Source organism: Acinetobacter sp. ABJ_C4_1 (genome assembly GCF_044538495.1).
Lineage (GTDB): Bacteria > Pseudomonadota > Gammaproteobacteria > Pseudomonadales > Moraxellaceae > Acinetobacter > Acinetobacter nosocomialis_A.
In genome coordinates, this window is record NZ_JBIUCQ010000002.1 from 360,549 (window position 1) to 379,951 (window position 19,403).

19 protein-coding genes and 1 tRNA gene are annotated in these 19,403 nt (G+C 37.3%); 13 read left to right on the top strand and 7 right to left on the bottom strand.

Annotated features, from left to right (window positions below):
- The first annotated feature begins 103 nt into the window (after positions 1-103).
- Positions 104-180, top strand: a tRNA-Ile gene (locus ACIF8R_RS04640).
- A gap of 196 nt (positions 181-376) precedes the next feature.
- Here ACIF8R_RS04640 and ACIF8R_RS04645 read toward each other — a convergent pair.
- Positions 377-1,240, bottom strand: coding sequence for a hypothetical protein (locus ACIF8R_RS04645; protein WP_396479359.1), 864 nt, complete (start codon positions 1,238-1,240; stop codon positions 377-379).
- A 277-nt stretch (positions 1,241-1,517) separates the two neighbouring features.
- Here ACIF8R_RS04645 and ACIF8R_RS04650 point away from each other — a divergent pair, with 277 nt between their 5' ends.
- From ACIF8R_RS04650 to ACIF8R_RS04660, 3 genes are all read left to right on the top strand, one after another.
- Positions 1,518-2,078, top strand: a complete 561-nt coding sequence (locus tag ACIF8R_RS04650) for a TetR/AcrR family transcriptional regulator (RefSeq protein ID WP_263613540.1) — start codon at positions 1,518-1,520, stop codon at positions 2,076-2,078.
- Between the two features lie 208 nt (positions 2,079-2,286).
- Entirely contained in the window at positions 2,287-2,832 is a 546-nt protein-coding gene (locus ACIF8R_RS04655; RefSeq protein ID WP_396479361.1) for a 1-acyl-sn-glycerol-3-phosphate acyltransferase, read from the top strand.
- A 162-nt stretch (positions 2,833-2,994) separates the two neighbouring features.
- Entirely contained in the window at positions 2,995-3,744 is a 750-nt protein-coding gene (locus tag ACIF8R_RS04660) for a YebC/PmpR family DNA-binding transcriptional regulator (RefSeq protein ID WP_263613538.1), read from the top strand.
- A gap of 43 nt (positions 3,745-3,787) precedes the next feature.
- Here the strand turns inward: ACIF8R_RS04660 and ACIF8R_RS04665 are convergent, their stop codons facing one another.
- Positions 3,788-4,258: an Lrp/AsnC family transcriptional regulator gene (locus ACIF8R_RS04665; protein WP_002050132.1), complete on the bottom strand. Its 471-nt coding sequence runs from the start codon at positions 4,256-4,258 to the stop codon at positions 3,788-3,790.
- 342 nt (positions 4,259-4,600) lie between these two features.
- Here ACIF8R_RS04665 and ACIF8R_RS04670 point away from each other — a divergent pair, with 342 nt between their 5' ends.
- Positions 4,601-5,908: a DcaP family trimeric outer membrane transporter gene (locus tag ACIF8R_RS04670; protein ID WP_396479364.1), complete on the top strand. Its 1,308-nt coding sequence runs from the start codon at positions 4,601-4,603 to the stop codon at positions 5,906-5,908.
- 54 nt (positions 5,909-5,962) lie between these two features.
- Here the strand turns inward: ACIF8R_RS04670 and ACIF8R_RS04675 are convergent, their stop codons facing one another.
- The 5 genes from ACIF8R_RS04675 to ACIF8R_RS04695 form a co-directional block, all read right to left on the bottom strand.
- On the bottom strand, positions 5,963-6,706 hold the full coding sequence (locus tag ACIF8R_RS04675) for an amino acid ABC transporter ATP-binding protein (protein ID WP_002049786.1): 744 nt from the start codon (positions 6,704-6,706) through the stop codon (positions 5,963-5,965).
- A 13-nt stretch (positions 6,707-6,719) separates the two neighbouring features.
- Positions 6,720-7,397 carry an amino acid ABC transporter permease gene (locus ACIF8R_RS04680; RefSeq protein WP_396479366.1) on the bottom strand — a complete coding sequence of 226 codons (678 nt, stop codon included), beginning with the start codon at positions 7,395-7,397 and terminating at the stop codon, positions 6,720-6,722.
- 2 nt (positions 7,398-7,399) lie between these two features.
- A complete protein-coding gene (locus ACIF8R_RS04685) occupies positions 7,400-8,242 on the bottom strand; it encodes an amino acid ABC transporter permease (protein ID WP_396479368.1) in 843 nt (280 codons plus the stop codon).
- Between the two features lie 93 nt (positions 8,243-8,335).
- Entirely contained in the window at positions 8,336-9,229 is an 894-nt protein-coding gene (locus ACIF8R_RS04690; RefSeq protein ID WP_002049815.1) for an amino acid ABC transporter substrate-binding protein, read from the bottom strand.
- A gap of 543 nt (positions 9,230-9,772) precedes the next feature.
- The gene (locus ACIF8R_RS04695) at positions 9,773-10,537 is read right to left on the bottom strand and encodes a glutathione S-transferase family protein (protein ID WP_002050156.1); all 765 of its coding nucleotides are present in this window, start codon (positions 10,535-10,537) and stop codon (positions 9,773-9,775) included.
- 345 nt (positions 10,538-10,882) lie between these two features.
- Here ACIF8R_RS04695 and ACIF8R_RS04700 point away from each other — a divergent pair, with 345 nt between their 5' ends.
- The 8 genes from ACIF8R_RS04700 (at position 10,883) to ychF (ending at position 19,365) form a co-directional block, all read left to right on the top strand.
- The gene (locus ACIF8R_RS04700; protein WP_396479370.1) at positions 10,883-12,118 is read left to right on the top strand and encodes an SfnB family sulfur acquisition oxidoreductase; all 1,236 of its coding nucleotides are present in this window, start codon (positions 10,883-10,885) and stop codon (positions 12,116-12,118) included.
- A gap of 12 nt (positions 12,119-12,130) precedes the next feature.
- Positions 12,131-13,354, top strand: a complete 1,224-nt coding sequence (locus tag ACIF8R_RS04705) for an SfnB family sulfur acquisition oxidoreductase (RefSeq protein WP_396479372.1) — start codon at positions 12,131-12,133, stop codon at positions 13,352-13,354.
- Positions 13,354-14,766: an LLM class flavin-dependent oxidoreductase gene (locus tag ACIF8R_RS04710; protein WP_396479374.1), complete on the top strand. Its 1,413-nt coding sequence runs from the start codon at positions 13,354-13,356 to the stop codon at positions 14,764-14,766. The genes ACIF8R_RS04705 and ACIF8R_RS04710 overlap by 1 nt, the downstream gene beginning before the upstream one ends.
- Before the next feature lie 14 nt (positions 14,767-14,780).
- On the top strand, positions 14,781-15,611 hold the full coding sequence (locus ACIF8R_RS04715) for a MetQ/NlpA family ABC transporter substrate-binding protein (RefSeq protein ID WP_077164057.1): 831 nt from the start codon (positions 14,781-14,783) through the stop codon (positions 15,609-15,611).
- Between the two features lie 13 nt (positions 15,612-15,624).
- Positions 15,625-16,458: a MetQ/NlpA family ABC transporter substrate-binding protein gene (locus tag ACIF8R_RS04720; protein ID WP_396479527.1), complete on the top strand. Its 834-nt coding sequence runs from the start codon at positions 15,625-15,627 to the stop codon at positions 16,456-16,458.
- A 5-nt stretch (positions 16,459-16,463) separates the two neighbouring features.
- Positions 16,464-17,540: a methionine ABC transporter ATP-binding protein gene (locus ACIF8R_RS04725; protein WP_396479376.1), complete on the top strand. Its 1,077-nt coding sequence runs from the start codon at positions 16,464-16,466 to the stop codon at positions 17,538-17,540.
- The gene (locus ACIF8R_RS04730) at positions 17,521-18,180 is read left to right on the top strand and encodes a methionine ABC transporter permease (RefSeq protein ID WP_174758611.1); all 660 of its coding nucleotides are present in this window, start codon (positions 17,521-17,523) and stop codon (positions 18,178-18,180) included. Before ACIF8R_RS04725 ends, ACIF8R_RS04730 begins: the two co-directional genes overlap by 20 nt.
- Positions 18,181-18,273: 93 nt before the next feature.
- On the top strand, positions 18,274-19,365 hold the full coding sequence (gene ychF, locus ACIF8R_RS04735; RefSeq protein WP_004642544.1) for a redox-regulated ATPase YchF: 1,092 nt from the start codon (positions 18,274-18,276) through the stop codon (positions 19,363-19,365).
- Positions 19,366-19,403 lie beyond the last annotated feature (38 nt).

The window sequence follows — 19,403 nt, forward strand, 5'->3', positions numbered from 1 at the left end:
GTCTACTGCGCCTACTTTTGAAAAATACTTGTGTTTAATAAAAAAATTGATTAGTATTGCAAGCACTGAAAAGCCTTGAGATTAAAAGCTTTTCTTACTTATAGGGCCTATAGCTCAGTTGGTTAGAGCAGCGGACTCATAATCCGTTGGTCCACAGTTCAAGTCTGTGTGGGCCCACCAAATACAAACCCCAAAAACCTACAGTTTTTGGGGTTCTTTAATTTTAAGATGCTTAAAATACGGCCGAATATCACTACATTATTCAAAAATTGGTCGCTTAAACTTTAAGAGATCTTTTCCTATTTCCATATTTTTAAACATTCCTTTTAGTATTTATGATTGTTATAAATTATTGAGTTAATTATTTGATATATTCTTAAGCCAGATTCTGTTTAGGAATTGATTTCGAGTTTTCCATTTGAACATCCCAAAACTTTTCCCATAAATCACAATATTCAAGACATAAGTTTTCTAAATGAACATAGTCTTCTTCTGTACAAGCTTGCATCAAAATAAACCATAAATCTTCTTCATGATCATCATCTGCTGCCTCAGCAGTTTCATCTTCGGATACACCATGAACATGGTAATACCCACCACCCTCAACCTCTATACCGACAGCACTGGTTGCTCTTCGCAAAGGTGGACTATATAAAATAACTTCTTCTTCGGCTACTGCCAGTAAAGCGGAAACAGCTTTATAGTCGTTATAGGAGTTTTCTAAAAATTCTCTTACTTGATGTGCAATGCTAGTCGGTTTATAACTTCGGCGCTCTTCCTCAGTTACTCCAAAATCATTAAGCACATCTTCGAATAATGGATAATGAGCATATTCAGGGTTTCCCTGATAGTAACCATCTCGGTCAGCTCCGGGTCTAAATCCAAACTCATCAAATATATTTAGACTTAAAAGAAAACGTGGGAACATTTTTGCCCCTGCATGCAATCTAGGCTCTAACTGCTTAGTTTGATACTGAGCCATTAATAAAGCATCTGTGAATGTTTGTACGATTGCATGGCGATATTCCAAATGAATGCGCTTTAAATTTTCTTTATTAATCTCTCCGTTATTTAGAGTTTCAATTGCAGGATGATGAGATACCGGATGCTTCGCAATCTTCGCTCTTAATTGAGTTAAAAAGTTAAGATTTTTATCCCAAAGTTCAGCTGAAATGCTTTGTTTCATCCCTGCGAGTGCCTTTTTCCTAGGATTATTAAAGTTCTCAAATTTTTTAGGCATAATCCACGCTCGTTAAACTTATTAAAGTTCTTTGGTTTTCCATATTTTATTTTAAAAACAAAGAGTTATACCAAAAATAAAACTCCTTTTATCAAAAATCCATATTAGAATTAAAATCATACGAAATCAAATAGAATATTTAAAAAAAGTTAAAAATAATGCTTATTATTTTTATAATATTAACTTGAATCAAATTATGTTTTTGATTATGATCAATTTGATTAAAAATTTAAAATCTATGTAAAGTAATAATTAGTTTTAACTATATGGAACAGTAATGTCAAAAAAAGAAGATATTATAAATACTGCTTTAGATCTTTTTAACCAAATCGGTTATAACGCTACAGGCGTAGATAAAATTATTGCTGAATCAAACGTCGCGAAGATGACTTTCTATAAATACTTTCCTTCCAAAGAAAGTTTAATCATGGAATGTCTACATCATCGAAATATTAATATACAAAATTCAATTTATGAAAAATTAAATTTACATCCAGATGCTGAGCCGCTTGAAAAAATACATCTTATTTTTAACTGGTATATTGACTGGATTAATAGCGAAAACTTTAATGGTTGCTTGTTTAAGAAGGCATTTATTGAAGTATCTAAACAATACACCTCAATTCGTGAACCATTTCAAGAATATACAAATTGGCTTATCAATTTACTCAATAGTTTATTAGTAGAGTTAGATATTAAAGACCCTACTCCACTTACTCATATCATCATCTCGATTATTGATGGGATTATTATTGATGGAACCATTGATAAAGAATTGATTGATCCTGTAAAAAAATGGAGATATATCGAGTATTTAATTAAAACAGAGAATTCATAGTATTTTTAATATATAAAAGATTACTTTAAATTGATTTATTATATATTTTTCTATTGGAGAGTTAAAATATAATATTAATAAATATAAATTTTATTAAATATTTCAATTTAAAAATTAAAATAAATAAAGTTTAACATGTTGATAATTTTCTACCTTTTTAGACCAACTCATATTAGAATTCCGCAACCTTATTGTCTCCCACGTCTCTATGAAAAAGTTTTTAGGCAATTCTATCTTCAAAGCAGTTGGTTGGACCTATGATGTAGATCCTACAATTCTTGAGAAAAAACAAGTTATTATTGGGTTCGAGCATACTTCTAACCTAGATGCGATCTTATCAATTGCTATGTTTCAAATATTAGATTTAAAAATTCATACGCTAATTAAAAAAGAGCTTTTTAAAGGGCCAATGAAGCCCATACTTGAGAAACTAGGTGGCATTCCTGTAGACCGCAAAGCAAGCAAAGATATTGTTTCTCAAATGGTCGAAAAATTTCAAAGTAATGATACTTTCAATCTAGTCATTGCCCCCGAAGCAACTCGTGCAAAAGATGGATCTGAGCGTAAACCTATTCGTACAGGTTTCTGGCATATTGCAAAAGCTGCGAATGTTCCAATTCTACTGATGTATGCAAATGCAAGAACAAAGAAAGGTGGTATTTTAGGTAAGATTTACCCTTCCGATTTGCAAAAAGATCTTGAAACCATTAAAGAACTTTACGCGCAATATGATATTGATGTGAAGATTAACTAATTTGTTCTGTAACAACTTTAGGGACTATTTTTTTACTTAAATTTAGGGCCTCTAAGCTTACTTAATTGGTTAACAAAACATAGGACAACAGTTTTCAAGAAAACCATGCCTATGATAATATTCTGTCACTTTTGCATTTTTTAATTTTTGGAGTTCACTTCCATGGCGGGTCATTCTAAATGGGCCAATATTAAGCATCGTAAAGCTAAACAAGATGCAAGTCGCGGTAAAGTTTTTACTAAATATATTCGTGAAATTGTGACTGCTGCCAGACTTGGTGGTGGAGATGCTGCTAGCAACCCTCGCCTTCGTGCTGTTGTCGAAAAAGCACTTTCTGTCAACATGACACGTGACACCATTAACCGTGCAATCCAACGCGGTGTTGGTGGTGAAGACAATGACGATTTAAAAGAAGTAACTTACGAAGGTTATGGTGTTGGTGGTGTTGCTGTCCTTATTGAAACAATGACAGATAACCTTAACCGTACAGTTCCAGATGTACGTCACTGTTTCAGTAAAACCAATGGTAACTTAGGAACTGCGGGTTCTGTATCTTACCTATTTACTAAACGTGGCGAAATTACTTTTGAAGATGTGTCTTTAGAAGACAAAATCATGGAAGTTGCTTTGGAAGCAGGTGCAGAAGATATTGAAGTTTCAGAAGATGAAATTTTAGTTATCACCTCACCAGAAACTTTTGGTGAAGTTCAAGATGCTCTTGCTGCTGCAGGTTTAAAATCTGATAACGCAGAAGTTGTGATGAGCCCATCAACAAAAGCTGAAATTACAGATATTGACCAAGCAAAACAAATTCTTAAAATGATCGATATGTTTGAAGATCTTGATGATGTACAAAACGTTTATACAAACGTTGAATTCTCAGATGAAGTTTTAGCTCAATTAGATGCTTAAACCAAACATTGAAATTAAAAAACGCACCGATTGGTGCGTTTTTTTATAGCTTATTTAATAAGTTATAACAGTTAAATACATTATACTCTTTAATGACAAAACTCGAATGTAGAGCGACTACATTGTCAATTTTACCAATACGTCTTAATAAAATTTCGCTGTAGTCATCCATATTACGTGCAACCAATTCAAGAATAAAATCGGCACTTTGACCAGTAACCAAAAATGCATTTGTAACTTCAGGAATCGCTTCAATTTCAGAAAGAAATTTATCGAAGGTCTCACTATCATGTTTACTTAAAGAGACTTGTAGCAAAATATGCAAGGTAAACCCCAATTTGCTAAAGTTAATTTCTCTTTTAAGCTGCCCCATGATATTAGCTTCAATCAAATGCTTAATGCGGCGATGAACAGAGCTAACTGAAAGATTAATCCGTTCTGAGAGCTCATTCAAATTCAGGTCTTCATGAGACAAAATTTCCAGAATTTGTTTATCAAAACGGTCTAACTCCATTCTTTTCTCCAATGAGCTCTTTTTAGGTTAACAGTATATCCTAAAGCTAAGTCTACTTTAAAAATCAAACTCAATTAAAAAAGAATTAAGCTTTACTTCAATATCTTGACTCAACACTGTGCCTGTTAACTGTGCAGTGGTATGACGTTTATAGCGCATTTGCAATCGTTCATCGCCTTATATCTCTTCAACATTTCCCTTACTGCATCAACGAAAGACTATCTTATTTCCAAAATTTCAGAGTTTATTTAATAGAATCAACAACTTTTTATAATTTTAAAAAGTTGGCACTGTTTTTGTTATGCACATACGGGAAAACTTTATCCGATGTGGGGAATGCTTGTGAAAAAAATCAAAACTTTAGTTCTTGCGATGAGTACTGTCAGCCTAACAGGTGTAGTTATGCCTGCTCATGCTGCTACTGATGCAGAAGTTAATGCTTTACGTGATGAAGTAAAGGAGTTGAAACAACTCGTCCAGAAACTATCTGATCAACAAAAAACAGTTTTATCTGTTAGTGCTCCAGCAACAACTCTCGTAGCACCAGCTACTCCTCCTGTATCAAAACCAGGTTGGATGGCAATGACGGATGGGCAAACCCAAGTTAAGCTTTATGGTAGTGTCCGTGCAGATGCAACCTATGATTTTAAAGGTTCAAATGGTAGCATTTCAAATGGTGCCAACTATCCATTAAATAAAGATGATCCGAAACAAGATTCACTAAATGTATCTGCTGCAACTTCAAGAATTGGTCTGGATATTACTCGACCTACCCAATACGGAGATTTAACCGGTAAAATTGAAGCCGATTTCATGGGTGGAAATGGTGATAATGGTAATGGTACCTTCCGCGTTCGCCATGCTTATATGTCTTTAGGAAAATGGTTAGCTGGTCAAACAACTTCACCTTTTGTAAATACAGATACATCACCAGAAACAGTAGATTTTAATGGCGCTATTGGTACAGGAACAACGCGTACTGTACAAGTCCGTTATACTCAGCCGATTGATGCACAACAAAAAATATTAGTTGCCTTAGAAGGCGGCGATGTTGAAAAAGCTGGTAACGCTGCTGGTGGAAGCCGCTTTCCTGCTTTAACAGCACGATATGATTTTAAAACTACAGATAATAAAGGCCTATTACAGTTACATGGTCTTGCCCATGAAAACCGTGTAGCTCCCAAAGATAGCACTTCTGAAGAAAAATTTGGTTGGGGTGTCGGCATAGGTGGTAAATATGATTTAACGCCTCAAGATAGCTTGGTTGCTAATTATTATCATGTTAAAGGAGATGGCCGCTATTTACTTTATAGCAACTCAGCTTATGCCTATGACACAACAACTCAGGATATTAATTTAGCTGAATTTGATAGTGCAGTTATCGGCTATCAACGTAAATGGAGCCCTATCCTCCGCTCTACTTTTGCAATAGGCGGTATTCAATATAAAGATGATAGCATCTATGCAAATAGCAATTTAATCAGCACCAGCTATAACAAAGAAATTTATAATGCACTGGTTAACCTAATTTGGAACCCTGTTAAGAACATTGACTTAGGTGCAGAATATACTTATGGCCAGCGCAAAACATTTGCAGATGATAAAGGCGATTACTCTCGCATAAATTTATTAGCAAAATATAGTTTCTAAAATTTGGATATAAAAAAAGAGCCTTTTGAAAGGCTCTTTTTTTTATTAATGGTATTAGTGCATTGCTTGAATTTTCTGCAAGAAAAGTTTAGCGCGCTCATGACGAGCCTCTAAATTATCAAAAAATTCATTGGTTGGACAATCTTCAAGAATTTTACCTTCATCCATGAAAATTAAGCGGTTAGAGACGCGTTTAGCAAAGCCCATTTCATGGGTAACACACATCATGGTCATACCTTCATGAGCAAGTTGCACCATAACTTCAAGAACTTCACCTACCATTTCAGGGTCGAGTGCCGAAGTAGGTTCATCAAACAACATACAGACTGGGTCCATCGATAATCCGCGAGCAATTGCAACACGTTGCTGCTGCCCACCAGAGAGTTGACCTGGAAATTTATCTTTATGAGCAAGTAACCCAACGCGTTCTAAATACTTAAGTCCCTTTTCACGCGCTTCAGCAACTGAACGTTTTAACACCTTCACTTGAGCAATGGTTAAATTTTCCAAAACAGTCATGTGCGGAAAAAGTTCAAAATGCTGGAACACCATTCCTACACGAGAACGGAATTTCGCCAGATCAGTTTTTGGATCTTTTAATGAAACCCCATCAACAATAATGTCACCTTGCTGAAATGGTTCTAAAGCATTTACAGTTTTAATGAGTGTTGATTTTCCTGAACCAGATGGTCCACAAACAACAACGACATCACCTTTTTCAATACTCGTCGTGCAATCTGTTAAAACCTGAAAATCACCATACCATTTAGAGATATGTTGGATGTCTATCATTGGCATTTAAAATCTCCAATTAGCGAATGATGGCAATTTTTTTCTGTAAACGTTTGACTAATTGCGATAGCACAAACGAGCTACAGAAATACACCACAGCGACGATTAAGTAGAATGTTGCTTTCGTTTCAGGACCATAGGTATTAGCCAATGTATCTGCACGACCTAAGAAGTCTGGTGCACTAATCACATAAACTAATGACACGTCCTGAAAGAGAATAATAGTTTGAGTGAGTAATACTGGGAGCATATTACGGAAGGCTTGTGGTAAAACCACATAACGCATAGATTGCCCATAGGTAAACCCTAAAGCGTAGCCTGCATTGACCTGACCTTTTGAAATAGACTGAATACCGGAACGTACAATTTCCGAGAAAAATGCAGCTTCAAAAATAGCAAAGGTCACTACACTCGAAAATAATGGCCCCCAATAAGTATCAGATTGAAACTCAAATATTTTCGGCAACAAAAAGTAGAAAATAAAGATCACCTGAATCAGTGGAATACCACGAAACAGATCGACATAAAATTTTGCGAAATTACTTGCGATGGCATTGTTTGATAAACGCATCATTGCCAATGGAGTTCCGATTAGGATACCGCCCATCATTGCCAATACAGTCACGGTCAGGGTAAAAATGAAACCTTCTTTGAGTGCCGCGATCACATCAGGGTTATGTAATAAAGAAAAATCCATAATTACTTCCCTCCTGAGCCTAAGCCAGGCACAGCCATTCGTTTCTCAATCCATGCCATGATAAATTTAATACTATAAGTAATAATTAAATAAACAGGTGTAGAGAGAATAAGAATAATAATGTCCTGAGAAGTTTCTTCCCGCATGGTTTTTGTATAAGCGAAGAAGTTCAAAACACTTAATGCATATAGAACTGCCGAGTTCTTGAAGACGTTCATGGCTTCTGAAGTAATGGTTGGCCATACCGTACGGTATGCAACTGGTAAAATCACATAACGATAACTTTGCGCTGTTGTAAAACCCATTGCAGAAGCTGCAAATTTTTGTCCTCGAGAAACCGTGTTAATCCCCGCTCTTACATGCTCAGAAACACGTGCTGCGGTATATAGACCCAAAGCAAAAACACCAATAACAGCAGGATGATGATTTAAAATATTTTTCCACCAACCACCTGCTACGACATCCCCACTTCCGGCACTTAAACTATCTGGTAAGAACTCTGGGAATACAAAAGCCCAGAAGAATAACTGTACAATTAAAGGAATATTACGGAATATTTCGACATAACAGTTGCCGATAAAAGCAAGCGGTTTATTGGGTAAAGTACGAATTACCCCGAGGAGAGAACCTAATAAAAATGCGATAAGAAAGGCTACAACGGCAGTCCATACCATAGTAAAGACACCAGAACCTAACATTTGTAACCATGTGGGCGCCTCAGAATAGGCATTGTAGCTAGAACTACCAATGACTTTACAAACTGATTCTGCCCATGCGGCTTTATCGACACCATATTCATTAGACTCCGCACAGAATATAGTCCAGTTTAGCGAGCCGACTGACATGTTTGCCCCTTAAATGAATATCTTAGAAAATAGACCACTTGTGCAAATGAAGTTTTACACTTGCACAAGTAAATTTAGGACAAAAGGATCTGGTTAGATTCCTGCATCTGTTGGGTGAGCTTTAAGTTTTTTGTAAGATGAACTTGGTTGCATGTTCAAATTAGTATTTTTTGGTGGGATTGGCGATAAGAACCATTTCTTATATAAAGCGTCCATTTGACCAGTTTTCCATAAATTATTTACGGTACGGTCAGCAATTGCTTTAAATTTTGGGTCATCTTTTGCAATCATGATGCCATAAGGTTCTGATGAAAGTACTGGCCCTACAATTGCGAATGCTTTTGGTGTAGATGACTTGGCAATTAGACCAGCTAAGATATTGTCATCCATTACAAATGCTGCGGCACGACCAGATGCCATCATGGCAAATGAGTCAGAATGGTCTTTACCATAAATGTTTTGTACATTCAGTGACTGACCTTTTTCATTCATTTTAATGTACTTGTCTGATGTTGTACCTTGAGTCGTTACAACTGCTTTACCATTTAAATCAGCTAGACTCTTAATACCAGAGTTGGCTTTAACAGCCATACGCACTTCTGTTGCATAGTAGTTCGTTGAAAAACCAACTTGCTGCTGACGCTGTTTAGAGTTTGTAGTGGTACCACATTCCATATCAATATTGCCGGCTAAAAGCTCAGGAATACGTGTTGATGAAGTGACTGCCTTGTATTCAACTTTTAAACCAGGCATTTTCAATTCTTTTTTAATATCATTTGCGAACTGGTTACAAATGTCGACTGCATAACCTACCGGTTTACCTCCAACAACGTATGAAATTGGGTCGGATGATTCTCGGTGACCAATAACGATTTTTCCAGTACTTTTAATTTTAGCTAATGTATCTGCTGCCTGAATTTGAGAAGTAGCACCAACCGTACAAAGCATAACTGTTGAAACAATGAGAGAGGTTGCAGAACGTTTCATAAGAACTCCTTGATGATCATTCTCTCTATTTGTCTACAGAATCATTCTTATAGAGAAATAGAGCGATTTATTATTAAATTGCAATTATCGAGCCAACTTTTCCAAGCAGGACTCCATCCATTTGCTTCACTTATTATTCATCTGTTTCGCAGAATTAATACCTTTAAAACTGCTCACATGTTTCTACTTTAATCTAAGTTTTAATCTTCTGTCTATTATTAAGCTCATCTATTTACACTTAAATGTGGCAATTATTGATTACAATGTAAACACATGCACAATAAAGTGGCTTAAATTTTACTAAAAACTGTCTTTAGAAAAAGATTACTATTTTGATAAAAAGAAAAATTAAACTTATTAAACAGTTAGGTTGAAGCAGATTATTTTTATAAAAAAGAAGATAAAACATCAAAATAATATTTATAAATGTTTTAATGAAATCCATTTATAAAATTGATAGTAATATTTTTACAATTAAAATGTTTTTAGAAATATGACAAAAAAGGCCCGATTTATTTCGAGCCTTTTTATAAAATCTATAAATTAAATGCCTCGCCAATCAACTCGTGCATTCCTTTCAGTTTGATAAATTCTTAAAACATATTGTCCAAGCGGCAAATCAAGTAAACTTTTTTGATAATTGCTCCACTCTGGCGACACCTCTTCATCCTCTTCGGGTTCCCATGGCGTCCCTTTTATTTCTAATAAAGGTGCAAGCATAGAACACACCGAAATATCAGCGAGACTCAAGCGGTCTCCAACCATATAACGTGCTTGGTTTTCAATGAGGTACTGATTCAGCTCACTAATGAGTTCATCCATACGCTCTTTTGACTGGCTCACCACTTCCCCTTCAAGCTTATAGTTCTTCTTTACTAAAGTCTTGAGGAAAGGTTTTGATATTTTTTCAAACTGGCGCAAGTAACCTTGTTCGCCCATCATAATCTCTAGAGCATGGTCGCCGTGGGCTAAAGTATGGGCAAGTGCCCAACGACGTACATGTACACCCAGTTCATCTGCCAAACTATCTATCTTGAGTGTTTGCTGTCTAAGTTGCTCATCACGGCGTAAAAGTGCATGTTCTGGATAGGTATCATCCAGATAAAGCGCAATTTTAGTTGATTCAGCAATCCAGCGATGGTCATCTTTCAAAATTGGCAATAAATTTTGCCCTGTTTTGAGTTGTGCAAAAGCACGATGAAAGCCAGGAATCAAATTATGTGCAACGTAATCAAGTTCTTTATGGTCTAACAACCAGCGAGCTTTTTCACAATAATGAGATAAAGGAAACTGATACAAAACCCGCATAAAATCTCCACGTTTATTTTTATTTGACTATTCGTACAAAAATCGTCTTCGGTAAATAGATACTTTAGAAGCTATTTTTAATGAAAACAATGGATATTGTGCTCATTTTTCACTGACAGTTAGGTCTATATTTTTTATATCTTTTTTTACCGTACTTATAGCTCTTTTTCATATTAAAACTACTTTAGTAATTCATTTTGCAAACAAAAAGCATAATTATTTGATTTTTAATACATTTCTATATCTATATTTATCTATTAAAAATCAAAAAAAGTGCTTTGCATTTTTATTCATAAGCTGAGCATAAGTCCTCGTTTAGTGGAAAAATATTTCTTTTGTAAGGTAATGACAGCAATACAAGGTGTCATTATGTCTAATTCTCTATCTAAAACGACGGGATACGTCCAAGTCATTCAAAATGATCAACAAGCGATTAATGCCGCTTACCAAGTGGCTGATTTTGCTTTAGAGGGTCGTAATACACGTGATCAACAACGCTTATTACCGCATGAGCAAATCGAAAGCTTTAGCCAAAAAGGTTTAGGCGGAATTCGCATTGCAAAAAAATATGGCGGTGCTTTTGTTTCCAATAAAACTTTGGCTCAAGTTTTCCGTATTTTAAGTAAAGGCGATGCCAATGTTGGTCAAATTCCACAAAATCAGATTAGCCTGTTAAACCTCATCGAAATCTTGGGTACAGAACAACAAAAACAATTTATCTTTTCAGAAATATTAGCAGGCAAACGTCTTGCTAACGGCGGTCCAGAGCGTAATACACATGACTCAAAAACACTAAAAACAACGCTTACCATTGAAAATGGTAAATACATTTTAAACGGTGAAAAATTTTATTCGACTGGAACAAGTTTTGCGCATTGGCTCGCAATTAAAGCGGTTCATCCCGAAGGTCATGTGGTTTTAGTCATTGTTAACCGGGAGGCTCAAGGTATTGAAGTCATTAATGACTGGAATGGTTTTGGTCAGCGTACGACAGCTAGCGGCACAGTTAAATTAAATCATGTTGAAGTTAACCCTGATCTTATTTTTGATGAACGTTTATTGACACAAACCCCTACTTATCGCGGTGCTTATTCTCAGTTATTACAAGTTGCCATTGATGTGGGGATTGCAGAAGCTGCATTTGACGATACTTTATCGACTATTCATAAAGCACGCCCAATTATTGATGCAAATGTTGAAAAAGCCAGCTTTGAACATTACACCTTACAAGAAGTGGGTAAGTTAAATATTTTGCTCGATGCTGCAATCTTACTGCTTGATGAAGCTGCTGAATATTTAGATGAACTTGACCAACTTCAAACTGTGACTGATGAACAAGTAGCTAAAGCTTCAATTTTGGTTGCTGAAGCAAAGGTCTACGCCAATGATGCGGCTCTACAAATCTCTGAAAAATTATTAGAACTGGGCGGTAGCCGTTCAAGTTTAAGCCAACATAATTTAGATCAACATTGGCGAAATGCCCGTGTACATACCTTACACGACCCTGTTCGCTGGAAATTACATGCCATTGGCAATTATTACCTTAATGGTCATTTCCCTGCCCGCCATGCCTGGATTTAAGGAGAAATTGTCATGACTTCATATCAATCGGTTCAAACTAAACAAACATCGGCATCTGGCCAAGCGCACATTATTCAAAATGATGCTGAAGCATTAGAAATTGCCAAACAGTTTGCTGAGCAATTTAAAAAAACCGCAGTTGAGCGAGACTCTAAACGAATTTTACCCTATACCGAAATCGATGCATTGAGCCAATCTGGTCTTTGGGCAATTACAGTACCAAAGCAATATGGCGGTGCCGAAGTTTCAAGCCATACCGTTGCTAAAGTGATTGCACTTTTAAGCGGTGCAGATGGTTCAATCGGACAAATTCCACAAAACCATTTCTATGCATTAGAAGTATTACGCAATACAGGCACAGAAGCTCAAAAACAACGTTTATATGGCGAAGTGTTAAATGGCACTCGCTTCGGTAATGCACTTGCTGAGTTTAAAACTAAAACTTCAACCCATAAACAAACCAATATCCGTCCTCACGAAAATGGATATCTCATTCAAGGTGAAAAGTTTTACTGCACAGGAAGTTTATTTGCTCACCGTATTCCAACCTTAGTTTTAGACGATGCAGGCCGAGAATATCTAGCCTTTGTAAAAAGTGGTTCACAAGGATTGAAACTAGTTGATGACTGGTCTGGTTTTGGACAGAAAACCACAGGTAGCGGTACGGTTAAATTTGATCAGGTTTTTGTAGATGCAGATGATGTTATTCCTTTTGATACTGCATTTTTACAACCAACCTTAGTGGGCCCTTTTGCCCAAATTATGCATGCATCGATTGAGGTAGGTATTGCACGTGCAGCCTTTGAAGAAAGCTTGCAAAGAGTGCATCAGGCCCGCCCATGGATTGATTCAAATGTAGAAATGGCAAACCAAGATCCTTTAACGATTTATGAATTAGGACGCATTGCTGTCGATGTACGAGCTAGTGAAGGGTTATTAAAACAAGCTGCTCAATCAATTGATGCCGCAAAAATTGAAACCACACCTGAAAGCATTGCAAAAGCTTCAATTGATGTTGCCAAAGTGCGTGCTCATAGTACTGATATCGCACTCAAAGCATCGTCTAAGCTGATTGAACTTGCAGGAAGCCGTGGTAGTCAATCACAAGATGGTCTAGACCGTTTCTGGCGCAATGCGCGAGTACATACCTTACATGATGCCGCACGATGGAAATATTACTTTATTGGGAACTATGTTCTTAACGGTGTTCTACCACCTCGTCGGGGGACATTGTAATGGCAGATTTTAAAGCGAAAGAAATTTTACTCAATGCTTTTGATATGAACTGTGTTGGACATATCAATCATGGCTTATGGACACATCCACGTGATGAATCACACCGCTTTAATGAACTGAGCTATTGGACAGAACAAGCCAAAACCTTAGAAAGTGGTTTATTTGATGGTTTATTTATTGCGGACATTACTGGTGTGTATGACGTCTATCAAAATGGTATTGATCTGACTTTAAAAGAGTCCATTCAGCTTCCGAGCCATGACCCATCTACACTCATTTCAGCTATGGCGGCAGTCACTCAAAACTTAAGTTTTGGGGTCACTGTGAACTTAAGCTATGAGCATCCATATCAATTTGCTCGCCGCTTTGCAAGTCTCGACCATTTAACTCAAGGTCGTATTGGCTGGAATATTGTTACAGGTTATCTAGATAGTGCGGAACGCTTAATTGGTCAAAAGAGTTTAAAAGACCACGATGCCCGCTATGAGCAAGCTGAAGAGTTTTTAGAACTTTGCTATAAATATTGGGAAGGTTCATGGGAAAACGACGCAGTTAAAAAAGATAAAGCACGGCGTGTTTTTACAGACCCATCTAAGGTGCATACCATTCACCACCATGGAAAGTATTACCAGAGTGAAGGCGTGTTTCAGGTATCTCCTTCTGTACAACGCACTCCAACCCTATTTCAAGCAGGTGCTTCACCTAAAGGTATGCAGTTTGCAACACGTCATGCTGAATGTGTATTTATTGGCGGGGATAAACCCGAAAAGATACGCGAACAAGTGAAAAAGATTCGTACTCTTGCCGAACAGCAAGGACGCTCAGCGAATGATATTAAAGTGTTTGTCGGCATAACTGTTGTTGTGGCCGAAACACATGATCTGGCTGTACAAAAACTTAATGAATATCGTCAATATGCGAGCCCTGAAGCAGGCTTAGCGCATTATGCGAGTTCAACAGGCATTGACTTAAGTAAGTTTGCTGATGATGAAGCGATTCCTTACCAAAAAAGTAACAGTATTGTTTCGATTACCGAAAAATTTAAAGAGCAACAAATCACAAAAAATGACTTAAAAGCTCAGCATGTTTTAGGTGGTCGTTATCCCCTCATCGTGGGTAGTGGCGAAGAAGTTGCTGAATACTTAATTCATCTTTTAGATGAGACAGATATTGATGGCTTTAATTTGACACGTACAGTTGCACCTGAGTCTCACCACGACTTTATTCGCTTGGTTATTCCTGAGCTACAACAACGTGGTCGCTATAAAACTGCATATAAAACGGGTTCACTACGGAACAAAATTTTTAATCGGGGTGATCAATTACCAGAACAGCACCCTGTTCAAGCGTTCCGATGTAGTCCCTATAACAACAGCAAAAACCTAACAAAAATTGAAGAAATAACCGCTTAAATTTGGAGATAGACATGGCTCAAACAGCCTCTAAAAAATGGCTAGGCGTAGGCTTAGTCGTTGTAGTCCTTTTTGTTGCTTTATTCTTATGGAATAAACATCGTCAAAGTGGCTCAAATGAACTTGTGATTGGTATTAGCCCACCATTTGCAAAACCTTTACAAGCTGCTGCCGATGAAGCAAAGAAACAAGGTTTAAATGTAAAACTGGTTGAGTTTTCTGACTGGAACACACCAAACATTACCTTAAATCATGGGGATATTGATGCGAACTTTTTCCAGCATCAACCTTTCTTAGACAATGCAATTAAAGAAACAGGCTTTAAATTAAAGGCATTTGCAGTGGGTGCAGCCTCACATGTGGGACTGTATTCAAAAAAGTATAAAAGCTTAGATGAATTGCCACAAAACGCACGTGTAGTCATTCCAAATGATCCAGTGAATCAAGGTCGTGCCCTACTACTTTTACAACAAGCTAAATTAATTACGCTTAAAGATTCAAACAATCATTTATCTGCACTTAAAGATGTTGTTTCAAACCCTAAAAACTTGCAATTCATTGAGGTTGAAGGACCACAGACTGCCCGTGCAATTGATGATGTTGACTTGGCTTTTGGCTATCCACATTACTTACGCTTAGCAAAAACAGCTGACCCTAATAGTGCGCTTTTACTGGATGACAATACCAATAAACGTTATGCCATTTTGTTTGTAGTACGTGACGACTATCAAGATAAGGGCGACAAATTAAAGAAATTTGTTGAGATCTATCAAAACTCGCCAAAAGTTAAAGCTGTGTTAGATGCTGAAATTGGGCCAAAACTTTGGTTCCCTGGCTGGAAGTAATAACGGAAAGATTATGGCGATTCAGTTCAAACAGCATAAGTCTTGGTTACTCGGAATTACGATTTTAATCGTAGTTCTGGGCCTTGTCGGTTACCGTTATATTAAAAATAAACAAGCCGATGATGTTTTAACGATTGGCATTAGCCCGCCTTATGCTGAACTATTACAAAGCGTTGCCAATGAAGTAGAAAAGCAAGGCGTTCATGTCAAACTCGTTGAATTTTCTGATTGGCGAGCACCAAATGTTGCCGTACAAAACGGCGATATTGATGCAAACTTTTTTCAGCAAAGCGTATTTCTACGTAATGCTGTTAAAGAAACGGGTTATGACTTACATGCATTTGCCGTGGGCTCAGGAAGTCATGTGGGTTTATATTCAAAAAAATATAAATCACTTAAAGACTTACCTTCAAATGCACGTGTTGCTATCCCAAACGATCCCGTCAATTTAGCTCGCGCTTTAATTTTATTGCACCGTGCAGGTTTAATTCAGCTTAAAGACATTAATAATGAACTTTCAACCACTCAAGACATTATTGCTAATCCTAAACAGCTAAGCTTTGTTGAGGTTGAAGGCCCTCAAACCGCACATGCATATAACGATGTCGATTTAATTTTCGGTTTTCCTCACTACTTAAAAATGGCAAAGGTAACCGACCCACATAGCGCATTATTTTTAGATCCAATCGATAAAAAATATGCAATTTTGTTTGTGACCCGTCGCGATTACCAAGATAAAAACCAAAAACTTGCAACCTTTGTTAAAGCATTCCAGAACTCAAAACAAGCACAAGATATTCTGGATAAAGACTTTGGCCAAGGTATGTGGTTTCAAGGCTGGAAATAAGGAGAATGACCATGGTGAGTTTTGGATCACAAGTTGATTTTTCTCTACCCCATATCAAAATTCGTGGTTTAAATAAGTTTTACCAATCGCAGGGTCAAAAACTGCATGCTTTAAAAGAGATTAACCTTGATATTCCTCAAGGTAAGATTTTAGGCATTATTGGTAAAAGTGGTGCTGGAAAATCATCCCTACTCCGCACATTAAATGGCTTAGAACAAGTAAATACTGGCAGCATTCATATTCATCAACAAAATATTGCTGAATTGAGTCATGCCGAGCTTATTCAAACTCGCCAACGCATTGGAATGATTTTTCAACATTTCAATTTAATGTCTGCAAAAACAGTTTGGGAAAATGTGGCATTGCCCTTAAAAGTTTCCAATTACGACAAAGCAGATATTGATGAGCGTGTAAATGAAGTTCTGGCACTGGTAGGTCTTGCAGATAAGTCTGGCTACTACCCATCGCAACTTTCAGGCGGACAAAAGCAACGTGTCGGTATTGCACGTGCACTTGTTCACCACCCAGAAATTTTACTTTGTGATGAAGCAACCTCAGCACTTGACCCTGAAAGTACTGCCACTATTTTGGCTTTACTTAAAAAGATTAATCAGGAACTTGGCCTAACGATTGTACTCATCACTCATGAAATGCAAGTCATTCGAGAAATTTGTGATCAAGTCGTGGTGATTGACCAAGGTGAAATTGTAGAGGCTGGGCAAGTCTGGTCCGTATTTTCACGACCAGAGCAACAAATTACTCAAGAATTATTGAACCTTGAGCAGATCACTCTGCCTTTTAAAATCAGTCCTCTACCCGATGAAGATTCGACTCATATTATTGTAAAACTGAAATATGAGGCTGAAGCACATCAGGTTCCAGATATTCAAGAACTACTTGCTAGATTTAAAGCACCGGTCAATTTATATCAAAGTCAAGTCGATACCATTCAAGGGCATATTATTGGTTCACTTTTAGTGGGTATTCCTAACGTAGAAATTGATCTTTCATCTATACGACAAGACGCATCAACTGCAATTGCACAATTTGAGGTACTTGGCTATGCACGACCAGCTCATTGATTTATTAATTACTGGAACTGTAGATACCTTACTCATGGTAGGTGCATCTGCGTTGATTGCTTTTTTAATTGGCTTACCTATTGCTGTTGTTTTGGTTAGCACTTCTGAGCATGGCATTCATCCGTCGCAAAAGATTAATCAGGCTTTGGGTTGGGTCATCAACATTACTCGCTCCGTCCCCTTTCTTATTTTAATGGTTGCACTGATTCCGCTTACTCGCTGGATTGTAGGTACAAGTTATGGCGTTTGGGCAGCCGTTGTTCCATTGACGATTGCGGCAATTCCCTTTTTTGCACGTATTGCAGAAGTCAGCTTACGCGAAGTCGATCAGGGCTTAATTGAAGCTGCACAGGCCATGGGTTGTAACCGTAAACAAATTATTTGGCATGTGCTTTTACCAGAGGCTTTACCGGGTATTGTGGCAGGCTTTACCGTGACTATTGTGACTATGATTAACTCCTCTGCGATTGCTGGTGCTATTGGTGCAGGTGGTCTAGGAGACATTGCTTATCGTTATGGCTATCAACGTTTTGATATGCAAATTATGTTGGCTGTAATTTTTGTGCTCATTGTTTTAGTCATGTTAGTACAAGCGACTGGCGATGCATTAGCCCAGCAACTTGATAAACGTAAAGTTTAAAAGCAATACAACCCCGCTCTAGCCATGACTTTGTCATGGCTTTCATGTAAAATCAGCGACAATTTTTAATTTACACATTTGTGAGTGGTTTTCATGGGTTTTAATTGCGGTATTGTTGGTCTGCCAAACGTAGGGAAATCTACCCTTTTCAATGCATTAACGAAAGCAGCGATTGCAGCGGAAAACTTCCCTTTCTGTACCATTGAACCAAACACAGGTATTGTTCCTGTACCAGATCCACGTTTAGACAAACTTGCTGCGATTGTTAAACCACAGCGTATTTTGCCAACTACAATGGAATTTGTGGACATTGCAGGTCTTGTTGCTGGTGCGTCAAAAGGTGAAGGTTTAGGTAACCAATTCCTTGCTAACATTCGTGAGACTGATGCAATCGCTCATGTTGTACGTTGTTTCGAAGACGAAAACGTAATTCACGTAAATGGTAAAATTGATCCATTAGACGACATCGCAACTATTAATACTGAACTTGCGCTTGCAGACCTTGAAACTGTTGCTAAAGCAATTTTACGTTTAACTAAAGTTGCTAAAGGCGGTGACAAAGAAGCTGTAGCAACTAAAGCAGTTTTAGAAAAAATCCAACCTTTACTTGACGAAGGTAAACCAGCTCGTGCGGCTGATTTGTCTGATGACGAACGTAAATTAGTTCGTGGTTTTGGTTTAATGACTTTAAAACCAACCATGTATATTGCAAACGTTGCAGAAGATGGTTTTGAAAACAACCCACACTTAGACGCAGTTAAAAAACTTGCGGCTGAAGAAAACGCAATTGTTGTTCCTCTTTGCAACCAAATCGAAGCTGAAATTTCATTATTAGAAGATGAAGATCGTGCTGAGTTCTTAGAAGCAATGGGTATGGAAGAACCAGGCTTAAACGTGGTTATTCGTGCAGGTTATGCACTTTTAGGTTTACAAACTTATTTCACTGCCGGTGTACAAGAAGTACGTGCTTGGACAGTAAAAGTTGGTGCAACTGCTCCTCAAGCGGCTGGTGTAATTCATACTGACTTCGAAAAAGGCTTTATCCGTGCTGAAGTTGTTGCATATGATGACTTCGTACAATACAACGGTGAAAACGGCGCTAAAGAAGCTGGTAAATGGCGTTTAGAAGGTAAAACTTACGTTGTTCAAGACGGCGATGTTATGCACTTCCGTTTTAACGTATAAGTTAAAGCTCAAAAAAAGCCCCATCATATTGGGGCTTT

What these genes read in the sequence shown, in the direction of transcription:
- ACIF8R_RS04645 (WP_396479359.1), bottom strand. Translation starts at nt 1,240, where the DNA reads ATGCCTAAAAAATTTGAGAACTTTAATAATCCTAGGAAAAAGGCACTC.
- ACIF8R_RS04650 (WP_263613540.1), top strand. Translation starts at nt 1,518, where the DNA reads ATGTCAAAAAAAGAAGATATTATAAATACTGCTTTAGATCTTTTTAAC.
- ACIF8R_RS04655 (WP_396479361.1), top strand. Translation starts at nt 2,287, where the DNA reads ATGAAAAAGTTTTTAGGCAATTCTATCTTCAAAGCAGTTGGTTGGACC.
- ACIF8R_RS04660 (WP_263613538.1), top strand. Translation starts at nt 2,995, where the DNA reads ATGGCGGGTCATTCTAAATGGGCCAATATTAAGCATCGTAAAGCTAAA.
- ACIF8R_RS04665 (WP_002050132.1), bottom strand. Translation starts at nt 4,258, where the DNA reads ATGGAGTTAGACCGTTTTGATAAACAAATTCTGGAAATTTTGTCTCAT.
- ACIF8R_RS04675 (WP_002049786.1), bottom strand. Translation starts at nt 6,706, where the DNA reads ATGCCAATGATAGACATCCAACATATCTCTAAATGGTATGGTGATTTT.
- ACIF8R_RS04680 (WP_396479366.1), bottom strand. Translation starts at nt 7,397, where the DNA reads ATGGATTTTTCTTTATTACATAACCCTGATGTGATCGCGGCACTCAAA.
- ACIF8R_RS04685 (WP_396479368.1), bottom strand. Translation starts at nt 8,242, where the DNA reads ATGTCAGTCGGCTCGCTAAACTGGACTATATTCTGTGCGGAGTCTAAT.
- ACIF8R_RS04690 (WP_002049815.1), bottom strand. Translation starts at nt 9,229, where the DNA reads ATGAAACGTTCTGCAACCTCTCTCATTGTTTCAACAGTTATGCTTTGT.
- ACIF8R_RS04695 (WP_002050156.1), bottom strand. Translation starts at nt 10,537, where the DNA reads ATGCGGGTTTTGTATCAGTTTCCTTTATCTCATTATTGTGAAAAAGCT.
- ACIF8R_RS04700 (WP_396479370.1), top strand. Translation starts at nt 10,883, where the DNA reads ATGACAGCAATACAAGGTGTCATTATGTCTAATTCTCTATCTAAAACG.
- ACIF8R_RS04705 (WP_396479372.1), top strand. Translation starts at nt 12,131, where the DNA reads ATGACTTCATATCAATCGGTTCAAACTAAACAAACATCGGCATCTGGC.
- ACIF8R_RS04710 (WP_396479374.1), top strand. Translation starts at nt 13,354, where the DNA reads ATGGCAGATTTTAAAGCGAAAGAAATTTTACTCAATGCTTTTGATATG.
- ACIF8R_RS04715 (WP_077164057.1), top strand. Translation starts at nt 14,781, where the DNA reads ATGGCTCAAACAGCCTCTAAAAAATGGCTAGGCGTAGGCTTAGTCGTT.
- ACIF8R_RS04720 (WP_396479527.1), top strand. Translation starts at nt 15,625, where the DNA reads ATGGCGATTCAGTTCAAACAGCATAAGTCTTGGTTACTCGGAATTACG.
- ACIF8R_RS04725 (WP_396479376.1), top strand. Translation starts at nt 16,464, where the DNA reads ATGACCATGGTGAGTTTTGGATCACAAGTTGATTTTTCTCTACCCCAT.
- ACIF8R_RS04730 (WP_174758611.1), top strand. Translation starts at nt 17,521, where the DNA reads ATGCACGACCAGCTCATTGATTTATTAATTACTGGAACTGTAGATACC.
- ychF (WP_004642544.1), top strand. Translation starts at nt 18,274, where the DNA reads ATGGGTTTTAATTGCGGTATTGTTGGTCTGCCAAACGTAGGGAAATCT.